18 protein-coding genes and 1 pseudogene are annotated in these 17,792 nt (G+C 35.2%); 16 read left to right on the top strand and 3 right to left on the bottom strand.

All coding sequences use genetic code 11. From position 1 onward, the window contains the following. Nucleotides 1-9 precede the first annotated feature (9 nt). Nucleotides 10-2,616: a phosphoenolpyruvate synthase gene (gene ppsA / locus NSQ08_RS13930; protein WP_340775936.1), complete on the top strand. Its 2,607-nt coding sequence runs from the start codon at nucleotides 10-12 to the stop codon at nucleotides 2,614-2,616. A 55-nt stretch (nucleotides 2,617-2,671) separates the two neighbouring features. Here ppsA and NSQ08_RS13925 read toward each other — a convergent pair whose 3' ends face one another. Continuing rightward, on the bottom strand, nucleotides 2,672-3,289 hold the full coding sequence (locus NSQ08_RS13925) for a TetR/AcrR family transcriptional regulator (RefSeq protein ID WP_002084688.1): 618 nt from the start codon (nucleotides 3,287-3,289) through the stop codon (nucleotides 2,672-2,674). 170 nt (nucleotides 3,290-3,459) lie between these two features. Between NSQ08_RS13925 and NSQ08_RS13920 the strand changes: the two genes are divergently transcribed. From NSQ08_RS13920 to NSQ08_RS13870, 11 genes are all read left to right on the top strand, one after another. Then, a complete protein-coding gene (locus tag NSQ08_RS13920; RefSeq protein WP_240380435.1) occupies nucleotides 3,460-4,641 on the top strand; it encodes a YhgE/Pip domain-containing protein in 1,182 nt (393 codons plus the stop codon). Nucleotides 4,642-4,835: 194 nt separating this feature from the next. Further along, nucleotides 4,836-5,270 (top strand): ferritin-like domain-containing protein, encoded by a 435-nt coding sequence (locus NSQ08_RS13915; protein WP_002142369.1) that lies wholly within the window; start codon nucleotides 4,836-4,838, stop codon nucleotides 5,268-5,270. Between the two features lie 243 nt (nucleotides 5,271-5,513). Next, nucleotides 5,514-5,963 carry a DUF2691 family protein gene (locus NSQ08_RS13910; RefSeq protein ID WP_113770530.1) on the top strand — a complete coding sequence of 150 codons (450 nt, stop codon included), beginning with the start codon at nucleotides 5,514-5,516 and terminating at the stop codon, nucleotides 5,961-5,963. A 23-nt stretch (nucleotides 5,964-5,986) separates the two neighbouring features. After that, nucleotides 5,987-6,865, top strand: a complete 879-nt coding sequence (locus NSQ08_RS13905) for an aminoglycoside phosphotransferase family protein (RefSeq protein WP_340775923.1) — start codon at nucleotides 5,987-5,989, stop codon at nucleotides 6,863-6,865. A 125-nt stretch (nucleotides 6,866-6,990) separates the two neighbouring features. Then, on the top strand, nucleotides 6,991-8,319 hold the full coding sequence (locus NSQ08_RS13900; protein WP_340775921.1) for a YjiH family protein: 1,329 nt from the start codon (nucleotides 6,991-6,993) through the stop codon (nucleotides 8,317-8,319). A gap of 302 nt (nucleotides 8,320-8,621) precedes the next feature. Further along, nucleotides 8,622-8,966 (top strand): ArsR/SmtB family transcription factor, encoded by a 345-nt coding sequence (locus NSQ08_RS13895; RefSeq protein WP_340775918.1) that lies wholly within the window; start codon nucleotides 8,622-8,624, stop codon nucleotides 8,964-8,966. Nucleotides 8,967-8,995: 29 nt separating this feature from the next. Next, entirely contained in the window at nucleotides 8,996-9,511 is a 516-nt protein-coding gene (locus tag NSQ08_RS13890) for an SRPBCC domain-containing protein (RefSeq protein WP_002013656.1), read from the top strand. Nucleotides 9,512-9,601: 90 nt separating this feature from the next. After that, nucleotides 9,602-9,982, top strand: coding sequence for a VOC family protein (locus NSQ08_RS13885; protein WP_193653736.1), 381 nt, complete (start codon nucleotides 9,602-9,604; stop codon nucleotides 9,980-9,982). 160 nt (nucleotides 9,983-10,142) lie between these two features. Continuing rightward, nucleotides 10,143-10,730: a GNAT family N-acetyltransferase gene (locus NSQ08_RS13880; RefSeq protein ID WP_002185500.1), complete on the top strand. Its 588-nt coding sequence runs from the start codon at nucleotides 10,143-10,145 to the stop codon at nucleotides 10,728-10,730. A gap of 322 nt (nucleotides 10,731-11,052) precedes the next feature. Further along, complete coding sequence (locus tag NSQ08_RS13875) at nucleotides 11,053-11,685, top strand: YdcF family protein (RefSeq protein WP_002033016.1); 633 nt, start codon at nucleotides 11,053-11,055, stop codon at nucleotides 11,683-11,685. A 154-nt stretch (nucleotides 11,686-11,839) separates the two neighbouring features. Continuing rightward, a complete protein-coding gene (locus NSQ08_RS13870) occupies nucleotides 11,840-12,988 on the top strand; it encodes an acyl-CoA dehydrogenase family protein (RefSeq protein ID WP_340775911.1) in 1,149 nt (382 codons plus the stop codon). Nucleotides 12,989-13,170: 182 nt separating this feature from the next. On the opposite strand, the pseudogene NSQ08_RS13865 reads toward NSQ08_RS13870, so the two are convergent. Next, nucleotides 13,171-13,640, bottom strand: a pseudogene (locus NSQ08_RS13865) (hypothetical protein). Nucleotides 13,641-13,827: 187 nt separating this feature from the next. On the opposite strand from NSQ08_RS13865, the gene NSQ08_RS13860 reads away from it, so the two are divergent. The 3 genes from NSQ08_RS13860 (at nucleotide 13,828) to NSQ08_RS13850 (ending at nucleotide 16,147) form a co-directional block, all read left to right on the top strand. Then, nucleotides 13,828-14,505, top strand: coding sequence for a copper homeostasis protein CutC (locus tag NSQ08_RS13860; protein ID WP_340775908.1), 678 nt, complete (start codon nucleotides 13,828-13,830; stop codon nucleotides 14,503-14,505). A 23-nt stretch (nucleotides 14,506-14,528) separates the two neighbouring features. After that, nucleotides 14,529-15,080: a signal peptidase I gene (lepB, locus tag NSQ08_RS13855; RefSeq protein ID WP_002013664.1), complete on the top strand. Its 552-nt coding sequence runs from the start codon at nucleotides 14,529-14,531 to the stop codon at nucleotides 15,078-15,080. Between the two features lie 227 nt (nucleotides 15,081-15,307). After that, nucleotides 15,308-16,147, top strand: coding sequence for a DNA alkylation repair protein (locus NSQ08_RS13850; protein ID WP_340775903.1), 840 nt, complete (start codon nucleotides 15,308-15,310; stop codon nucleotides 16,145-16,147). Between the two features lie 213 nt (nucleotides 16,148-16,360). Here the strand turns inward: NSQ08_RS13850 and NSQ08_RS13845 are convergent, their stop codons facing one another. Then, a complete protein-coding gene (locus tag NSQ08_RS13845) occupies nucleotides 16,361-16,771 on the bottom strand; it encodes a hypothetical protein (RefSeq protein WP_061675625.1) in 411 nt (136 codons plus the stop codon). Between the two features lie 259 nt (nucleotides 16,772-17,030). Here NSQ08_RS13845 and NSQ08_RS13840 point away from each other — a divergent pair, with 259 nt between their 5' ends. After that, nucleotides 17,031-17,783: an IclR family transcriptional regulator gene (locus tag NSQ08_RS13840; RefSeq protein ID WP_340775898.1), complete on the top strand. Its 753-nt coding sequence runs from the start codon at nucleotides 17,031-17,033 to the stop codon at nucleotides 17,781-17,783. Nucleotides 17,784-17,792: the final 9 nt, after the last annotated feature.

Here is a 17,792-nt window from a genome sequence, read left to right as displayed (position 1 = left end):
AGATGTTAAATGAGTTCTTTCGTTCTCGATTTTCAGGAAATAGAAAAAACGCAGCTTTCGCTCGTTGGCGGAAAAGGATTGAATTTAGGGGCATTATCAAACATTCAAGGTATACAAGTGCCAGAAGGTTTTTGTGTTACAACGGTAGGGTATGAAAAGGCCATCGAGCAAAATGACGAGCTTCAAACTTTGTTGCAGCAGCTAACAAAGTTGAAAATGGAAGAGCGAGCCCAAATTGGTGGAATTAGTAAGAAGATTAGAGAAGTCATTATGGCAGTAGAAATCCCTTCTGAAGTAGTGGAAGCGGTAGCTCATTATCTCTCACGTTTTGGAAATGAACATGCGTATGCCGTACGTTCTAGTGCTACGGCTGAAGATTTACCATATGCCTCGTTTGCTGGTCAACAAGATACGTATTTAAATATTATCGGTAAAGAAGCGATTTTGCAGCATGTAAGAAAGTGCTGGGCTTCTTTATTTACAGAGCGAGCAGTTATGTACCGCATGCAAAATGATTTTGAACATAATCAAGTTTCTATATGTGTTGTCGTTCAAAAAATGGTTTTCCCTGAGGCTTCGGGAATTTTATTTACTGCTGATCCGGTTACTTCTAACCGAAAGGTAGTATCAATTGATGCCAGTTTTGGACTTGGTGAGGCGTTAGTATCAGGACTGGTCTCTGCCGATAATTATAAAGTAAAAGAAGGCGAAATTACTGGAAAGATGATAGCAACTAAAAAATTAGCTATTTATGCTTTAAAAGAGGGCGGAACGGAGACGAAACAGATTGATCTGGCTCAGCAAAAAATTCAAACATTGTCTGAACAACAAATTTTACAACTAGCACAGATTGGAAGACAGATTGAAGCTTATTTTGGTTGTCCGCAAGATATTGAATGGTGTTTAGTGGATGATACATTTTATATTGTCCAAAGTCGCCCAATCACGACTTTATATCCAATACCAGAAGTAAATGATGGGGAAAATCATGTGTATGTATCGGTTGGTCACCAGCAAATGATGACCGATCCCTTGAAGCCATTAGGAATGTCTTTATTCCAGTTAACATCTTTTGGACAGAGGTTTCAAGCTGGAGGAAGGTTGTTTGTTGATGTTGCACAAAGATTGGCTTCGCCTACTAGTAGAGAACTTTTATTAAATATGATAGGGAATTCGGAACCGCTTATTAAAGATGCATTAACGACTGTAGTCGAGCGAGATGATTTTATTACATTGTTACCAGATGATGAAAAAGAAAAGAGTGTTGGTAAAAGTGGACCACCTGCAAGTTCACAACCAAAAATCGAAAACAATCCAGCGATCGTTACGGATTTAATAAAGATGAATCAAGCATCAATCGAAGAGTTAAAACGAAACATGCAAACGAAATCAGGGGTGGATGTACTTGATTTTATTTTGGAAGATATGCAGCAATTAAAGAAAATATTATTTCATCCGCAAAGTATGGCTGTCATTATGGCAGGTATGGATGCTTCAACATGGGTCAATGAAAAAATGGAGCAATGGCTAGGCGAAAAGAATGCAGCAGACACGCTTTCTCAATCAGTACAAAACAATATTACGTCTGAAATGGGGCTAGCATTACTCGATGTTGCTGATGTGATTCGGCCATATCCAGAAGTTATTGCGTATTTACAACATGTAGAAAATGAGAACTTTTTAGATGAATTAGTTCAATTTAAAGGCGGAGAAAAAGCTCGAGATGCCATTCTAACTTTTCTAAATAAATACGGAATGAGATGCAGCGGAGAAATCGACATTACGAAAACGCGCTGGAGTGAAAAGCCAACAACCATTATCCCAATGATTTTAAATAATATAAGAGACTTTGAAGCTGGCGCTAGTAAACGGAAGTTTGAAGAAGGGTTGCAAGAAGCTTTGCAAAAAGAAGAAGAGTTAGTAGATCGATTGCAGCATTTGCCGGATGGTAAACAAAAAGTAGAAGAGACGAAGCGAATGATTCGTAACATCCGGAATTTTATCGGTTATCGTGAATATCCAAAATACGGTATGATTAATCGCTATTTCATATATAAGCAGGCAATATTGAAAGAAGCCGAGCAACTCGTGCAAAATAAAGTTATTGATGAAGTAGAAGATATATACTATCTAACTTTTGAAGAACTTCACGAAGTTGTCCTTACGAATAAACTAGATTACGAGCTTATTCATAAACAAAAAAATGATTACAAATTATATGAAAAACTAACGCCTCCACGTGTAATGACGTCTGATGGAGAAATCATTACAGGTAAATATAAACGAGAAAATCTTCCGGCTGACGCGATTGTAGGTTTGCCTGTTTCTTCAGGAGTGATTGAGGGGAGAGCACGCGTTATTTTAAATATGGAAGAAGCGAATTTAGAAGATGGAGATATATTAGTTACTGCCTTTACTGACCCTGGATGGACACCATTGTTTGTGTCTATAAAAGGGTTAGTCACCGAAGTTGGCGGACTGATGACACATGGAGCAGTTATTGCACGTGAATATGGATTACCAGCAGTCGTCGGGGTAGAGAATGCTACGAAATTAATAAAAGACGGACAACAAATTCGGGTACATGGAACAGAAGGGTATATTGAAGTGTTGTAATGAAATAAAAGATCATCCGCTATTATAGTGGATGATCTTTTATTATATAGCGGACTTATTTCTTTAAACCAGCCGCATAAAAAGGTCCATGAACTGCGATTGTTGATAAAATACGAGCAATCTCCTCAGGTGTTTCTTTTTGTCCATTATTTAACCATTGTTGAATGACACCTATATGAGCAGATGCCATATAAGAAGCTAAGTATTGGCTTGGGACAAGTAAATTCTCCTTATTAATGAGAGGACCATTCGTATCTTCAAATAGTGTTTTCCACATAAAGTCTTTCAGTTTCGTTTGGAAAGATAAATCTCCTTTTGGGCTTAGTACAGCTTTCATAAAATCACTATTTTCATTTAGAAATTCAAGAATAGAAGCGATAAGTATAAATGGCATTGTTGGGGAAGGGCTTGATCCAAGATCAGCAATAACTTCCGGTAATCTCTGTTTAGCAATGCTAGAAAATTCATACATAATTTCTTCTTGGCATTTTGTCATTAAATCAAATTTATCTTGGTAATGTGTATAAAATGTACCACGATTTATGTTTGCTTTCGTAGTAATATCTTTCACTGTAATGGCGTCAAAACCTTTTTCCTCAATTAATTCCACTAATGCATTTCGTATGGCAGTTTTCGTACGAATAACACGTAAATCTAAATTACTATCGCGCAAAGTATGTCCCTCCTTAATTTTAGCCAACACATTTCAAGGATGTGTCTTATAACCGACACATTCACGATTTTTGATTATTGTATAAGGTTCAACTCGAACATATAATTCAAATATAAATAAACAACACGTTGTTGGTTATTATAAATCAAATTAAAGGAGGAGAAAAGAAAATGTTTAAAAACAAACTTTTATTGTTATCTCCAGTTATTGCACTACTTGTTGTTTTTATTTTTTCATTAACATTATTTCCAACCGTTCAACCTAAGCCGAAAAACTTACCAATCGCAATTGTAAATGAGGATCAAGGAGTAGAAATTCCGAATCAACCGAAGATGAATATGGGGCAAACGATTGTTGATAATATGAAAAAGACATCAAAATCAGAGGAAGAACCTGCGGTAAAGTGGGTAGAAGTGCAAAATAAAGAAGCAGTTCAAAAAGGCTTAAATAATCAAGAATATTATGCAGCATTGGTTATTCCGAAAGACTTTAGCACAAAACAAGCATCATTACGAACACCACAGCCATCTTCGCCAGAGGTAGAAATATTCATCAATCAAGGAATGAATACAGCAGCATCAACTATGGCAGGACAAATGTTAAATGCGATCGTTGATAATATGAACAATACTGTTCGTACACAACTATTAGAAGGATTGAAAGCAAAAGGAGCTACATTAACAGCAGACCAAGTTTCAAATGTAGTAACACCTATTACGAAGAAAGTGACAAATGTGAATGAAATCGGCAAAAATAGTGCGAACGGTAACTCGCCAATGTCTTTATTCCAGCCGTTATGGATTGCAAGTTTAGCGAGCGCAGCAATTATCTTTATTGCGATAAGTAAAACGCAAGTGGGTACAAGAAAAGAGAACTTCGTATTGAAACTAAAACAAATAGTAACAGGAGCAATTGCTACACTTGTAATTGGATTTGGTCTTACATGGATTGCGGATGGAATGGTAGGATTAAATATCCCGAATTTCACGGATACGGCTTTATTCTTATCCATTACTTCTTTTTGTTTCTTCTTAATGATTTCTGCGGTGCTTTCATTAGTTGGACTAAAGGGTATAGGTATATTCGCTCTATTACTTTTCTTTGGGGCACCGCTATTAGCATTAGCGCCTGAAATGATGTCTCCATTTTATCAAGACTGGATTTACTCCTGGTTACCGATGCGATTTATGATAGAAGGGCTAAGAGAAATCTTCTTCTTCGGAAAAGGATTAGCTTGGAATACTCCTCTTACTGTACTCGTTTGGATTGGTGTAGTAAGCGTGGTTATTATACTTGGAACAGCTTTCAAACGTAGTGCAGTAAAGGGGCATAAAACGGAATTAAATGCTTAAAAATAAAAACCGTTTCACTCGTAGTGAAACGGTTTTTTGTGATGAAATCGATAGGGAAATAATTCAATGATAGATAGGCTTTTTCGATGTTTTAAAGGTGAGTGAAGAACTAGTATTTGCTGTCCCTTTATATATACATGCTCCTACTATTTCGAAATGCATAAAATGTTATGCGAAATAATGGAGGGGATACGATGTATAATTCGAATTATGATGATTGGTATAGACAGAATGATAAGCTAATTAGTGATATTGAAAAAGCTATAAACGGAGAGTATAGCGCTATAAGCTGCTATGCAAAATTAGCTAACATGGCTCCAAATCAAGTAGAACAAAAACAAATTCTTGAAATCCGTAATGATGAAATAAGGCATTTTCATCATTTTGTACAAATCTATACGAATTTAACTGGCAGACAGCCGAAACCACAGATTACGGAAAATTGCCCTAATACGTACTTACAGGGATTAGAGTTCGCTATACAAGATGAGCAAAAGACCGTAGATTTTTACTTGGAAATTTCAGATGAAGCAGCAGATGCATCTATGAAAGAGTTATTGCGCAGAATAGCTGCAGATGAACAAAATCATGCGGTGTGGTTTTTATATTATTTTGTGAAGTCGAAGTGAGTGTTAAAAATGAATGGCTGATGTGCTGAACATATTAGAAATTATTTTAAAACGCAGTGCAATAATTGAATGAAAAACTTGAATATAAGTAGAAAGAAACCGTTTCATAAGTAGTGGGACGGTTTTTTCGCGGTGAAATACAAGTTACATAGGTATCGACAAAATATAGTAGTTGAATTAGGTATATAATGTATGGAATGAAAACGAAAATAAATAAGCTAGGAGCAAACAAATGAAAGAGGAATTACAGTAGATATTCCAAATGAAAATGATAATTTACTTTGGAAAGTGTTAAAGCCGATTGATATTTCTTCATTTGATTGGTGGGTGGGGAGTGAGGAGTCATACTTAGTAGCACGTGGTGGATTGGATGAGGCATTATTTCCAGAAGAACCAAGTATAGTGGAAGGATCAGATTTGAAAAGATTATTTAAAGACAATATATATTATGTTATTTTTGCAGATTTAAAAGCGTATCCAAAAGGAGAGGAAGTAGTAGATATTGAAACATATGAAGAATTTAAAGAGAGTAAGTGTGAATTAGTTTTACTAGTTGCGGATTGTACATACGTCACAGTTTACGCTAAAGACCAAAAAGCAATCAAATCGTTGTATGAAAATGCACAGAATCAAGGTTATTATGTTGAATACGTTACAGACGAAAATGACGGTAGAACGCGTTTATCCGCGTGATAGGTATATAAAGGGGGAAGTAAATGAATCATATTAATGCTGATTTAGTTAAAAGGTTAATAGGGGCACAATTTCCAGAATGGGCGCACTTAGAAGTGAAACGGGTAAAATTTAGCGGACATGATAATAGAACGTTTCATTTAGGGGACGAGATGAGTGTCAGATTACCAAGTGATGTAGCATATGCACCGCAAGTAGAGAAAGAAAACACTTGGTTACCTATATTAAGTAAGGGACTTTCTTTACAAATTTCTGCACCAATTGCGAAAGGGAATCCGACTGAAGAGTATCCGTGGCCTTGGTCTATTAATAAGTGGATCGAGGGAGAGACAGTCACGAAAGAAAATGTTCGTGACTTAGATGAATTTGCGGCGGACTTAGGCTCGTTTTTAATAGAGTTACAATCAATTAATGCGAGTAACGGGCCAATAGCTGGAGAACATAATTTTTACCGAGGCGGGCTTATATCTGTATACGATGAAGAAGCGAGAGTGGCTATTGAAAATAATAAGGATGTTTTTGATGAGACATTATTTAAGCATCTTTGGGATTTAGCACTTCAGTCAACGTGGGAGCGTGAACCAGTTTGGGTTCATGGAGATGTAGCGCCAGGGAACTTACTTGTTAAAGAGGGAAAGCTTTGTGCCGTAATTGATTTTGGTATTTTAGGAGTAGGAGATCCTGCTTGTGATGCAGCGATGGCATGGACGTTTTTTGATAAGAATAGTAGAAACGTATTTAAAGAAGTATTGCGCATAGATGAAGAAACGTGGAATAGGGCGAGAGGATGGGCACTTTGGAAGGCGTTAATTACATATGATGCGAATAAGACTAGTAATAAGATAGTGGCAGAAGAATCTTATCGTGTCATTCAAGTAATTGTGGATGATTATAAGAGGTAATAGAAAAAGCTTATTTTGATTGTATATTTCAAAATAGGCTTTTTTACATGATTAAATATTCAGAATTAAAAGAAGGGATCTGACGTTATTATACAGAATATTTAGATAACGGGAGGTGTCTAATTTTGAGTGAAATTGAATTAAAAAGTAATGTAATTAAGACAGGGCGAGAGAAGGGGATTATACTTCGGTTTATACTTGCTAGTCTAGTTGGTGTGTTTATGTTTTTCGTACCAGTTACGATAAACGGTGCTTCGTCAATTATGATTGATCATATCGTATCGTGGATAAGAGCTACGGTTCCTTCGGTAGTACCTTATTATGCACTGCTTGTAATGATAATTGGTGCGATTTATCCATTTTATACGAAGAAGTGGAATGCATCTATCGTAGACATTTGTTTTTCTATTTTAAAAGTAGTAGGTGTTGTTTTCGGCGTATTATATTGTTTGAAAGTAGGACCAGCATGGTTCTTTGTGCCAGATGTTGGACCGTTTTTGTATGAGAAGTTAGTTATATCAGTAAGTTTACTCGTTCCAATTGGCTCAGCATTTTTAGCGTTATTAGTCGGGTACGGATTGCTTGAGTTTATCGGCACGTTTTGTCGTCCAATTATGAGACCGTTATGGAAAACACCTGGGCGATCAGCAATTGATGCGGTTGCTTCCTTTGTAGGAAGCTATTCGTTAGCCTTATTAATTACGAACCGTGTTTACAAAGAAGGAAAGTATACGACGAAAGAAGCAGCAATTATCGCTACAGGTTTTTCTACAGTATCTGCAACATTTATGATCATCATCGCAAAAACATTAGACATTATGCATTTATGGAATGTTTATTTTTGGACTACTCTTGTTGTAACATTCATCGTGACCGCTATCACCGTAAGAATCCCGCCTCTTAGTAGAAAACCAGATACATATATTACGAAAGAAGGGTTCCCAGAGCCCGTTTATAAAGAGAAAATGTTAGAGCGAGCTTGGGAAGATGCATTAGAAGTATCGAAATCTGCGCCAAGTATTATGAAAAATATCGCAGTGAATTTAAAAGATGGATTTATAATGACGATGGGGATTTTACCATCTATTATGTCAGTAGGATTAATTGGTATCGTCTTAGCAAAGTTTACGCCAATATTTGATTGGATTAGTTATATTTTCTATCCATTTACATGGTTACTGCAGCTTCCAGAAGCGGAACTAGCTGCAAAAGCAGCATCAGTTGGTATTGCAGAAATGTTTTTACCTTCTCTTTTAGTTGTAAGTGCACCACTCGTGACAAAGTTTGTTATTGCGGTTGTTTCGGTATCATCTATTTTGTTTTTCTCCGCTTCAATTCCTTGTATATTATCAACAGATATTCCGTTAAAAGTATCTGAGCTTATTATTCTATATGTGCAAAGAACGATTTTAACGTTGCTTATTATTACGCCGATTGCTTATTTGTTGCTTTAAACATGTAGCGTTAAATAGTATTAAAAGTGTTAAAGCTTTCTTGGACCAGATAAAAACAAAGCCTTCGCGAAAATCGTTCCAAAACCCACTGACTAAAGCATCACTTTATCGTAAAACATAGGTTTGTGAAATGTTTTTAATCCATTCTTATTATTAAGTAACGATGTGGTATTACTTTAGTTTTCGAATATTCCTTGATGGGAATATTCCTCTTTGGTTATAATCGATTCAACAGGAAAATAATATTAGTGATGATATTGATGTGTTATAACCGGAGACCATCACTTAACGAGGTGAGTGATATGTCGGGGGAAATTCCGGGCGTGAATATGACGACGTTGAGTGCTTTATCTGAACCGAATCGTATGAATATCGTTGAACTCTTGCGTGACGGTCCCTTAACCGTTGGAGAAATCGCCGAACATTTGGGATTAAGGCAACCACAAACTTCAAAACATTTAAAAGTGTTAAGCGATACAGGGATTGTGGAAGTGCAGGCTGAAGCTAATCGCCGGATTTACAAGCTCCGACCTGAGCCTTTCCAAGCACTTGATTGTTGGGTGCAGTCATTTAAGCGTGTGATGGAAGAGAGATTCGATAATTTAGATGAGTATTTGAAGGAATTGCAAAAAAAGGAAAAGTTATAAAATTAGTTCATATTTAAGGAGGAATTAACATGTCAAATAATACAATGGTATCGAGAGTAGAGAACGATCGGGTATTAGTACTGGAGCGCGTTTTCGATGCGCCGCGCGATTTAGTATTCAGTATGTTTAAAGAACCAGAGCATTTGAAACATTGGTGGGGACCAAGAGGTTGGGAAATTCCAGCATGCACTGTCGACTTCCGTCCGGGAGGCGTTTGGCACTACTGTATGAAGTGTGTCAATCAGAACTTGGAGCAATTTTTTGGTATGGAATCATGGGGAAAAGCAGTCTATAAAGAGATTATTGAGCCAGAGAAAATCGTCTACACTGATTACTTTTCAGATGCTGAAGGCAATGTAAATGATTCTATGCCGTCAACCGAGATGACATTGGAATTCATCGATTTAGGTGGAAAGACAAAGCTAATAAACCGTGCTGAATATGTTTCCGAAGAAGCCCTTAAGACCGTTATGGACATGGGCATGCTACAAGGTATCACCGAAACTTGGGATCGTTTGAATGAGCGATTGGAGTCGCTGAAATAGATTTTTGCACCGCAACTTTATTTTCGGTGATAATTAGGTGTAAGTGTATGGAGTTTAATAAAAATTGTTTATAAAGGAGCGTTAAAATAAATGATTAATAATGTTGGTCAAATCATGTTGTATGTAAATAACCAAGATGAAGTGAAGGAATTCTGGACAGAAAAAGTAGGATTTATTGTAATTTCAGAGGAAGATAACGGTCAAGGAATGCGATGGATTGAAATTGCTCCAACTAAAGAAGCTGAAACAAGTATTATTCTCCATAATAAGGAGCTAATTGCTAAAATGCAGCCGGAGTTAAATCTTGGCACACCTTCTTTAATGTTCTTCTCAAAAGAATTCGATCGTTTATATAGCGGTTTAGTAAACAAAAACGTTACAGTCGGAGAAATTGTAAATATGCCTTCAGGTAGAATATTTAATTTTGCAGATAGCGAAAATAATTATTTTGCAGTAATGGAAAAGAAGTAAATTTCAATTCAATTTATGAGTGCGATGCTTGAATAAAAGGCATCGCACTTTTTATTTTAAAGATATATTTTATTCCTTGATATAAAAATAATTTCACGTTCTTATATAACGATATAACGGTAAAAGAGTATGATATAGTTACAACAAAGGGGGCTTACAAATGGAAATTATTCACGAAAGAGCAAAGTTACGGTTAATGGATAGCAATGATGTCGAAAAAATGTTTTCAATCGTGGAAGGAAATCGAGATATTTGGGCGTATTTAATCTCTAAAATGGATACTGTTCAAGATATGCAGCAATATGTTCAAAAGGCGATAAAAGCTTATGGGGCAGGGAAGGATTTGCCATTTGTTGTTGTTGATCAAAAGACAAATGAAATAGTAGGGAGTACACGCTTATATAACATTTCAGTTGAAGATAAGACGGTGGAATTAGGGAAAACGTGGTATGACCCGAGTGTGCAACGTACGAGTATGAATACGGAATGTAAGTACATGTTATTACAATATGCTTTTGAAAAGTTGCATATGCGGAGGGTACAAATTAAGACGGATGCACGAAATGAAAAAGCACAAAGAGCAATTGAAAGACTCGGCGCAGTAAAAGAGGGTGTACTTAGAAACGAAAGAAAATTACCGAGTGGGCATGTTAGAGATGCAGTTGTATACAGTGTAATTGCAAATGAATGGCCAGCTGTAAAGGAAAGGTTATTAGAAAAATTAGAGTCATATAAAGAAAAACGATAATTCATATTAAGAAAGGTGTATTGATCGTCAAGATGAAAAATATACCTTTTTTCTTACAAAATAGTTACTTCTTTTGTTTCATCATTCCATTATGATAAAAAATTCGTTACAATGTAGTTGTATGGTAATAAACTTATAAATTACACAAATGTAATGAAAACCGCAAACGAAAAATGAATTGATAATCCTCAATTTTAAATGAAAACCCTTTAATGCATATATATGATAAGAAAAATTCCTTCTTTTAAACAAATTCAAACAAAATGATTTGATATATACGTTTTTATATAGAAGTATGGATGATGTACGGAGGCAGTTATAAATGAAAGAAAATAAGAAAAGTAAGAAAAGAAGAATCTTGCAAGTATTCTTGCTTATGATTTGTTCTATTATTTTATATGTAAGTTATGCAGCTTACGATATTTGGAGTTATCGCTTTAAAACAGATGATGGTGTGAAGACAGATGCTGGTATCGTGCTGGGAGCAGCTTCATGGAACGGAAAACCATCTCCTGTATTTAAAGAAAGAATTAATCATGCAATTTCCTTATATAAGAACGGTAATATTAAAAAGATTATTTTCACAGGTGGTACAAAGTTTGAGGCAGAGCTTGAGGAAGCGCGTACTGCTAGAGTGTATGCACTGAAACATGGTGTGAAAGAAGAGGATATTCTAATTGAAACAAAATCCCTTTTCACAGAGGACAATTTAAAGAATGCAAAGCAAGTTGGAATAGAGAACGGAATACGCACATATACGATTGTGAGTGATCCACTTCATATGAAACGTGCAATGAAAATTGCAAAACATATTAAAATTGAAGCGTATGCATCACCAACTCCAACGTCAGCGTATAAAACGTTAGATACAGAAATCCCTTTCTTTTTTAAAGAATTATGCTCGTATATTGGATATGTAACCTCTTTGCCATTAAAGGCATTGAAAGGGGATTAATATAAGAAAAGAACCTATCTTTTTTATAGGAACTTTTCTTATTGTTCAAAAGCATTGTATTTTTATCGGAATAGTGAAACAATAGAGAAGTAACTTCATATAATCATAATGACAAAATGAACGGTTTATGAATCGGACATAAAGGAGATTATGTATGGCACTCTCATTTGTTGAAACAGAAGAACAATCTTTAGTTATTGAACAAATAAATAAATTGATTCCGAAGTTCATGGAAAGGGAGCATCAACTAAGTGAATTAGAATCATTTCCGTATGAAAATATTAATAATTTGAAAGATATCGGATATACGAAATTAACGTTGCCAAAAGAATTGGGAGGCAATGCGATTTCTTTATATGACTTCGTTTTATTTCAAGAGAAAATAGCAGAAGGCTGCGGTGCTACCGCATTATCGATTGGATGGCACCTTGGCATTGTAAAGGAATTAGCTGAAAATCGTTCTTGGAATGAGGAAATGTTCACTTGGTTTTGTGAAGAAGTACGTAATGGTGCGCTTTTTAATCGAGCAGCGACAGAGCCGAATACAGGTAGTCCTACTCGCGGCGGGAAACCAGAGACGTTAGCTGTCAAAAAAGGTGAGAAGTGGATTATAAATGGAAGAAAAACGTTTACGACAATGGCACCAGTACTTGATTATTTTATCATTTCAGCAAGTATTGAAGGCCAGGAAGATATCGGAGAGTTTGTCATTCCAAAGAATACGCAAGGCGTGACAATTGAAGAAACGTGGGATAGCATCGCAATGCGAGGAACTGCGAGCCATGATCTCGTTTTACAAAATGTAGAGATACCAGATCGCTTTTTCACTGATATAAAGGGTCCAAAAGTTAAAGCTAAGGGTATTGGCTGGTTGCTACATATACCAGCATGTTATTTAGGAATTGCACAATCAGCAAGAAATTATGCAGTTCAGTTTGCGGTATCATACAAGCCAAACAGTTTAAATCATTCTATAAGTTTATTACCGAATGTTAGAAGGTTAGTTGGAGAATTAGAACTTGAGCTTATGCAAGCTCGTGTCTTTTTATATCAAATTGCGAAAAAATACGATGAGGCAGAAGATAAATTATCATTGCAAGCCGAACTTGCGGCAGTGAAATACGCGGTAACAAATGCGGCGATATCTATTGTAGATAAAGCAATGCGTATTGTCGGGGCGAAAAGTTTATCAGAAAAAAATCCGCTTCATCGTTATTATTTAAACGTAAGAGCAGGACTACACAATCCGCCGATGGATGATGCAACACTGTCTATGCTGGCGGATGCGGCGTTTCGGTCGTAATGAAGAAATATAAAGTCTGTTCCGTTCAGGAACAGGCTTTTCGTTGTCGGTGAATCGGTATTCTATGTTGAATCGTTGATATAATTCCATGTATTATGTCATTGTTCAAAGAAGAGGGAATTCTCGTTTTACAAAATAAAAAGGCTATTCTTTTGATAAGAGGATAGCCTTTTTATTTTGTTCTATTGTGGCTGCACTTCAAGATTCATACTACTTTCAGAACCGTCTTGATTATGTGCAAATAATGAATACTCACCTGGTAAAGGATTGGCGATGAGTGAACGTAAAGGAAAGGATTCACTTTCATTTGGCTGTAACGTGTGTTTGACTAAACGATCTTCTTTGAATTTAATTGAATAGGTAAAACTGTTTGTACTAGTATTTTTAATTGTAATATGTAAGTCACCTTGGCCACTAAAGTCAAAGCCTGTACCAGTATCGCCTCTGAATACAGTTGAGTTATTAAATGAAGATGAACGAAAGGTTTGAGTTTCTTCTTTATTGCTTGATGAAAGGGTAATCGTTTCTGTTTCTATACTTGAAGTTGAGGAATCTAGTTTTGTATTTTGTTTTGTTAATAAAGTAATCGCGCAAAGTGATGCAATTACAATAAATGAACTAGAGATAACGAACCGTTTTTTGTAAGAATCATATGTTTCTTTCCTTTTGTAAGGATATAAGAATGTATAATTTTAAGGGAAACATAACATATATGATATTTATTATCAATTCAATAAATCTTTCTTTTCATTCTTCTTTTTATAGTTTTATAGTGGAATGCTATGTTTCTTATTTCACCTACTGTATAATAAGAAAAAAGTACGAAAAGAGGTTATCTCATGCTAGAGGTTATTGCAACTTGTTTAGAAGATATGAAGCGAATTGAAAAGGCTGGTGGAAATCGAATTGAACTCATTTCATCATATACAGAAGGTGGTTTAACACCGAGCTATGCTTTTATAAAAAAAGCAGTAGAAGCAGTGCAAATACCAGTTCATGTTATGATTCGTCCGCATGCGAAGTCTTTTACATATACGGAAGAAGAAATTGAAATGATGAAAGAAGATATTGTAGTTGCTCAAAATCTTGGAGCTGCTGGTGTTGTATTAGGTGTGTTAAATGAACAAAATGAAGTTGATGAAGAGAAATTAGTAGATTTATTATCTGTTGTAGATGGAATAAATGTAACGTATCACCGTGCGATAGATGATACAGAAAATCCAGTAGAAGCGATGAAAGTTTTGAAGAAATTCAATAAAGTTACTCACGTTTTAACTTCAGGCGGACAAGGAAATGTAGTAGATAATATTCCGGTTCTTGCAGCAATGCAAAAGGAAAGTGAAGGGAATATACAGCTTGTTGTCGGAAGTGGAGTAACGAAAGAGAATGTAAAGCAATTGCTAGATGAAACTGGAATTTCTCAAGCTCATGTCGGTACAGCGGTAAGAGAAGGGAAATCATGTTTTTCTGAAATTGATTCTAATTTAGTACAAGAATTAGTTCAAATAATAAAATAAACACTTAAGAAAGAGGAGAAACGATGAAGGAAAATACGAAGAAAGAATTATTCTCATGGGCTAAAACGATAGGATTTACCCTTGTATTAATCGCTATTATTCGCGGTGTTTTATTTACACCTTCATTAGTACAAGGGGAATCGATGATGCCCACTTTAGAAAATAACGAACGAGTTCTCGTGAATAAGATTGGTTATAGTATAAGTGGATTAGACCGTTTTGACGTTATCGTCTTCCACGGAAAAGAAGGGTACGATTTAGTAAAACGAGTAATTGGTTTACCGGGTGATACAGTTGAGTATAAAGATGATGTTTTATATGTAAACGGAAAAGCAATGGAAGAACCGTATTTAAAAGAATTTAAAGAAAAGGCGTCTGGTCGTGTATTAACTCCTGATTTTACGTTAGAACAAATCACAGGGAAAACGAAAGTGCCAGAGGGTCAAGTGTTTGTTTTAGGAGATAATCGTGAAGTATCTAAAGACGGTCGTATGTTTGGATTTATTTCAGAAGATGAAATTGTCGGAAAAGGACAAGCTGTTTTCTGGCCATTGAAACAAGTAAGAGCGTTATAAAGCAAGTATGGGAGAAATATTCTTCCTGTCGATTTGAAATAAAGTCGTACTGTTTATAAAAAAGTTGCACCGTTTTATTCTTTTTGATTAAAGAAATCCAAGTGCGTTTGAATCAAATTTTTTTGTGAAACTGAATGTTCATTTAAGAAGGACAGAGGCCATTTTGATTATTATTTTTCAAAATGGCCTCTGTTTATTTGAAAATAGTATTGTGAGGAGGGAATTAAATGATAGTGAAAGAAGCAGAAGCAGAAGCTATCTTAAGCAGGAAAGGAGCCAAGAAAGTAAACGAAATTCCTAAAGAGGTCTTACAATTACTACAGCAAGGGAAATTAGAAAGTGTTAATCTAACAGAATGGCTAGCTATAAATCATATTGAACTACTTAAAAATCTCTTACCTTCAATAGGACTCAAGGATAGTTTGGAGTTTATAGTAGCTGAATTGGAAAAACAGAACGTTGAAACTGGAATGAAAGTCATTCGAATAATAGGAACTTTATTGGATAAAGTTATACGCGAAGAGAGTGAAAGGAAAAAGGAAGACTTACTGTTAAAATTATCTAATCATATTTCAGATAGTGTACGATGTTGGGCAGCGTTTATGAATAAAAAAACAAATAACACATTAAAAGATAAATTAACGTACATTCGACCTTTTGCAGCGGATCATCATTTTGGTGTTCGAGAAATTGCTTGGATGTCTATTAGAGAAGACCTTTCACAAAATATAGAAAAAAGTGTGGAGTTGTTAGTAGAATGGGCAAAAAGTGAAGATGAGAATATTCGCAGGTTCTCTGTAGAATCTATTCGTCCTCGGGGGGTATGGAGTAAACATATTGAAACATTAAAACAAGAACCTGATAAAGCACTTCCTATTCTTAATTTACTTAAATCAGATCCTTCAAAATATGTCCAAGATTCAGTTGGAAACTGGTTAAATGATGCAAGTAAAACCAAACCGGATTGGGTAATCAACCTGTGTGAAGAATGGGCAAAGGATACTGACATAAAATCAACTAGTAGAATTATTAAAAAAGCTAAAAGAACAATCTTGAAAAACAATTAACGTTCAATTAATAGACTTGTTAGTTGAACGAGGGAAACAAATAATCAATCATGTTTAAAAAAAGAATAATTTGAATAGCTATTAGAAGAGCATGTTTTGAACAAAGATTGTTCAAAACATGCTCTTTATATTTTTTTCTATATCAGTGTTATTAATGTAAATTGATAACACTTTATTTCAAATCTACACTTACATACTTTATTATTGAAATTTTCAATCTAACGGTTTTGTAGCAATGTGAACTTTGGAAAGTGAACCATCGTTATTTCTAAAAACAATTGCATATTCACCGTCAGGAAGCCAATCAGTCCAGTGAATATTGAATTCGCTTATCGCTTGTTCCCCAGGTTTTAAAGTTCCGTCAATCATCCAAGAATTTTTAGCGTTATATAGAGTGTAACGAAAAGGAGAATCACCTATATTTTGCACAAGAACGTTTAAGTTATCTCCTCCAAAATAATTGAAACTATAGGTGCTTGATCCAAAAAAGGCAACGTTGTTGTTAGTTATGAGACGTTGTTCAATTTGAGAGCTTAAATTAGTATCTTCATTTGTCGCAAATGTTACATTATCCCCTATACAAAAAGATAGCATAATTGCAGGAATCACTAGCAGTCTTTTCAAAAGAAACACTCCTCACATTTTGTTGTACATTACTAAATTAAATAATAAACGATATAGATTAAATGAATAATAATTAGATATAAAAATTTACAAATATATTTAATTATTTACGTTTTTTAAATGACTGACAAAATTTATCGGAGGATGTACGTGAAAAATATATTGATAGAATTGAAAGAATATTTTATAATTTTAAATTATATGTTTGTTTCGAAAAACGGAATTGAAGTTCCGAAATTCGGAACGAAAAGGAGATAAGATGAGTATAAATAAAACGGCAGTTAAGACAATGGATATTTTAGAGTTGTTTTATGAGCATGAGGAGTTAAGTTTGACAGAGATGGTTCAGCTTACGAATATGCCGAAAACATCTGTTTATCGTTTAATTGGTTCGTTAGAAGAAATGGACTTTTTACAAAAAACAGAAAAGGGAAAGTATCGTCTCGGAGTCGTTTTTTTACGATTTGGTCAACTTGTTTCACAAAGGTTATCCGTAAGAAATATTGCGATTCCTTATATGAAAGAGCTTAGGGATAGTTTAGGGCAGGCAGTAAATTTAATTATTCAAGATGGTAATGACGCAATTTATGTTGAGAAGATGGAGGGAGTTCAGCCAGTACGTGTTTATACGGCGGTTGGAAGAAGGGCACCACTGTATGCGGGTGCATGTCCGAGAATTTTACTATCGTATTTTTCTGAGGAAGAGAAAAGAAAGTACGTAGAGGAAACGGATTTAAAGCAGTTTGCAGATGGAACAATCGTGAATAAGGAGCATTTGTTAGAAGTATTACATATGGCGAAAAAAGAAGGGTACACAATTAGTTATTCTGAACTAGAAAATCATACAGCGGCTATAGCAGTACCAATTTTTGCAAGTGATGGAACGGTTGTAGCCGGCATTAGTATTTCGGGATTAGCAATTGAGTATGGCGAAAGTAACATTTCATATTTTACTGCGAAAGTGAAAGAAACAGCATACCGCATTTCGAAAGAACTCGGCTTTTTGGCATAGAAAGAGGGA

Origin of the sequence: Bacillus sp. FSL E2-8887 (genome assembly GCF_038007205.1) — a bacterium.
In the GTDB taxonomy this organism is placed as follows: domain Bacteria; phylum Bacillota; class Bacilli; order Bacillales; family Bacillaceae_G; genus Bacillus_A; species Bacillus_A mycoides.
Note: the sequence above shows the minus strand (reverse complement) of the source record. Positions and strands in the feature narration are given on the sequence as shown.

What these genes read in the sequence shown, in the direction of transcription:
- ppsA (WP_340775936.1), top strand. Translation starts at nt 10, where the DNA reads ATGAGTTCTTTCGTTCTCGATTTTCAGGAAATAGAAAAAACGCAGCTT.
- NSQ08_RS13920 (WP_240380435.1), top strand. Translation starts at nt 3,460, where the DNA reads ATGTTTAAAAACAAACTTTTATTGTTATCTCCAGTTATTGCACTACTT.
- NSQ08_RS13915 (WP_002142369.1), top strand. Translation starts at nt 4,836, where the DNA reads ATGTATAATTCGAATTATGATGATTGGTATAGACAGAATGATAAGCTA.
- NSQ08_RS13905 (WP_340775923.1), top strand. Translation starts at nt 5,987, where the DNA reads ATGAATCATATTAATGCTGATTTAGTTAAAAGGTTAATAGGGGCACAA.
- NSQ08_RS13895 (WP_340775918.1), top strand. Translation starts at nt 8,622, where the DNA reads ATGTCGGGGGAAATTCCGGGCGTGAATATGACGACGTTGAGTGCTTTA.
- NSQ08_RS13890 (WP_002013656.1), top strand. Translation starts at nt 8,996, where the DNA reads ATGTCAAATAATACAATGGTATCGAGAGTAGAGAACGATCGGGTATTA.
- NSQ08_RS13885 (WP_193653736.1), top strand. Translation starts at nt 9,602, where the DNA reads ATGATTAATAATGTTGGTCAAATCATGTTGTATGTAAATAACCAAGAT.
- NSQ08_RS13880 (WP_002185500.1), top strand. Translation starts at nt 10,143, where the DNA reads ATGGAAATTATTCACGAAAGAGCAAAGTTACGGTTAATGGATAGCAAT.
- NSQ08_RS13875 (WP_002033016.1), top strand. Translation starts at nt 11,053, where the DNA reads ATGAAAGAAAATAAGAAAAGTAAGAAAAGAAGAATCTTGCAAGTATTC.
- NSQ08_RS13870 (WP_340775911.1), top strand. Translation starts at nt 11,840, where the DNA reads ATGGCACTCTCATTTGTTGAAACAGAAGAACAATCTTTAGTTATTGAA.
- NSQ08_RS13860 (WP_340775908.1), top strand. Translation starts at nt 13,828, where the DNA reads ATGCTAGAGGTTATTGCAACTTGTTTAGAAGATATGAAGCGAATTGAA.
- lepB (WP_002013664.1), top strand. Translation starts at nt 14,529, where the DNA reads ATGAAGGAAAATACGAAGAAAGAATTATTCTCATGGGCTAAAACGATA.
- NSQ08_RS13850 (WP_340775903.1), top strand. Translation starts at nt 15,308, where the DNA reads ATGATAGTGAAAGAAGCAGAAGCAGAAGCTATCTTAAGCAGGAAAGGA.
- NSQ08_RS13840 (WP_340775898.1), top strand. Translation starts at nt 17,031, where the DNA reads ATGAGTATAAATAAAACGGCAGTTAAGACAATGGATATTTTAGAGTTG.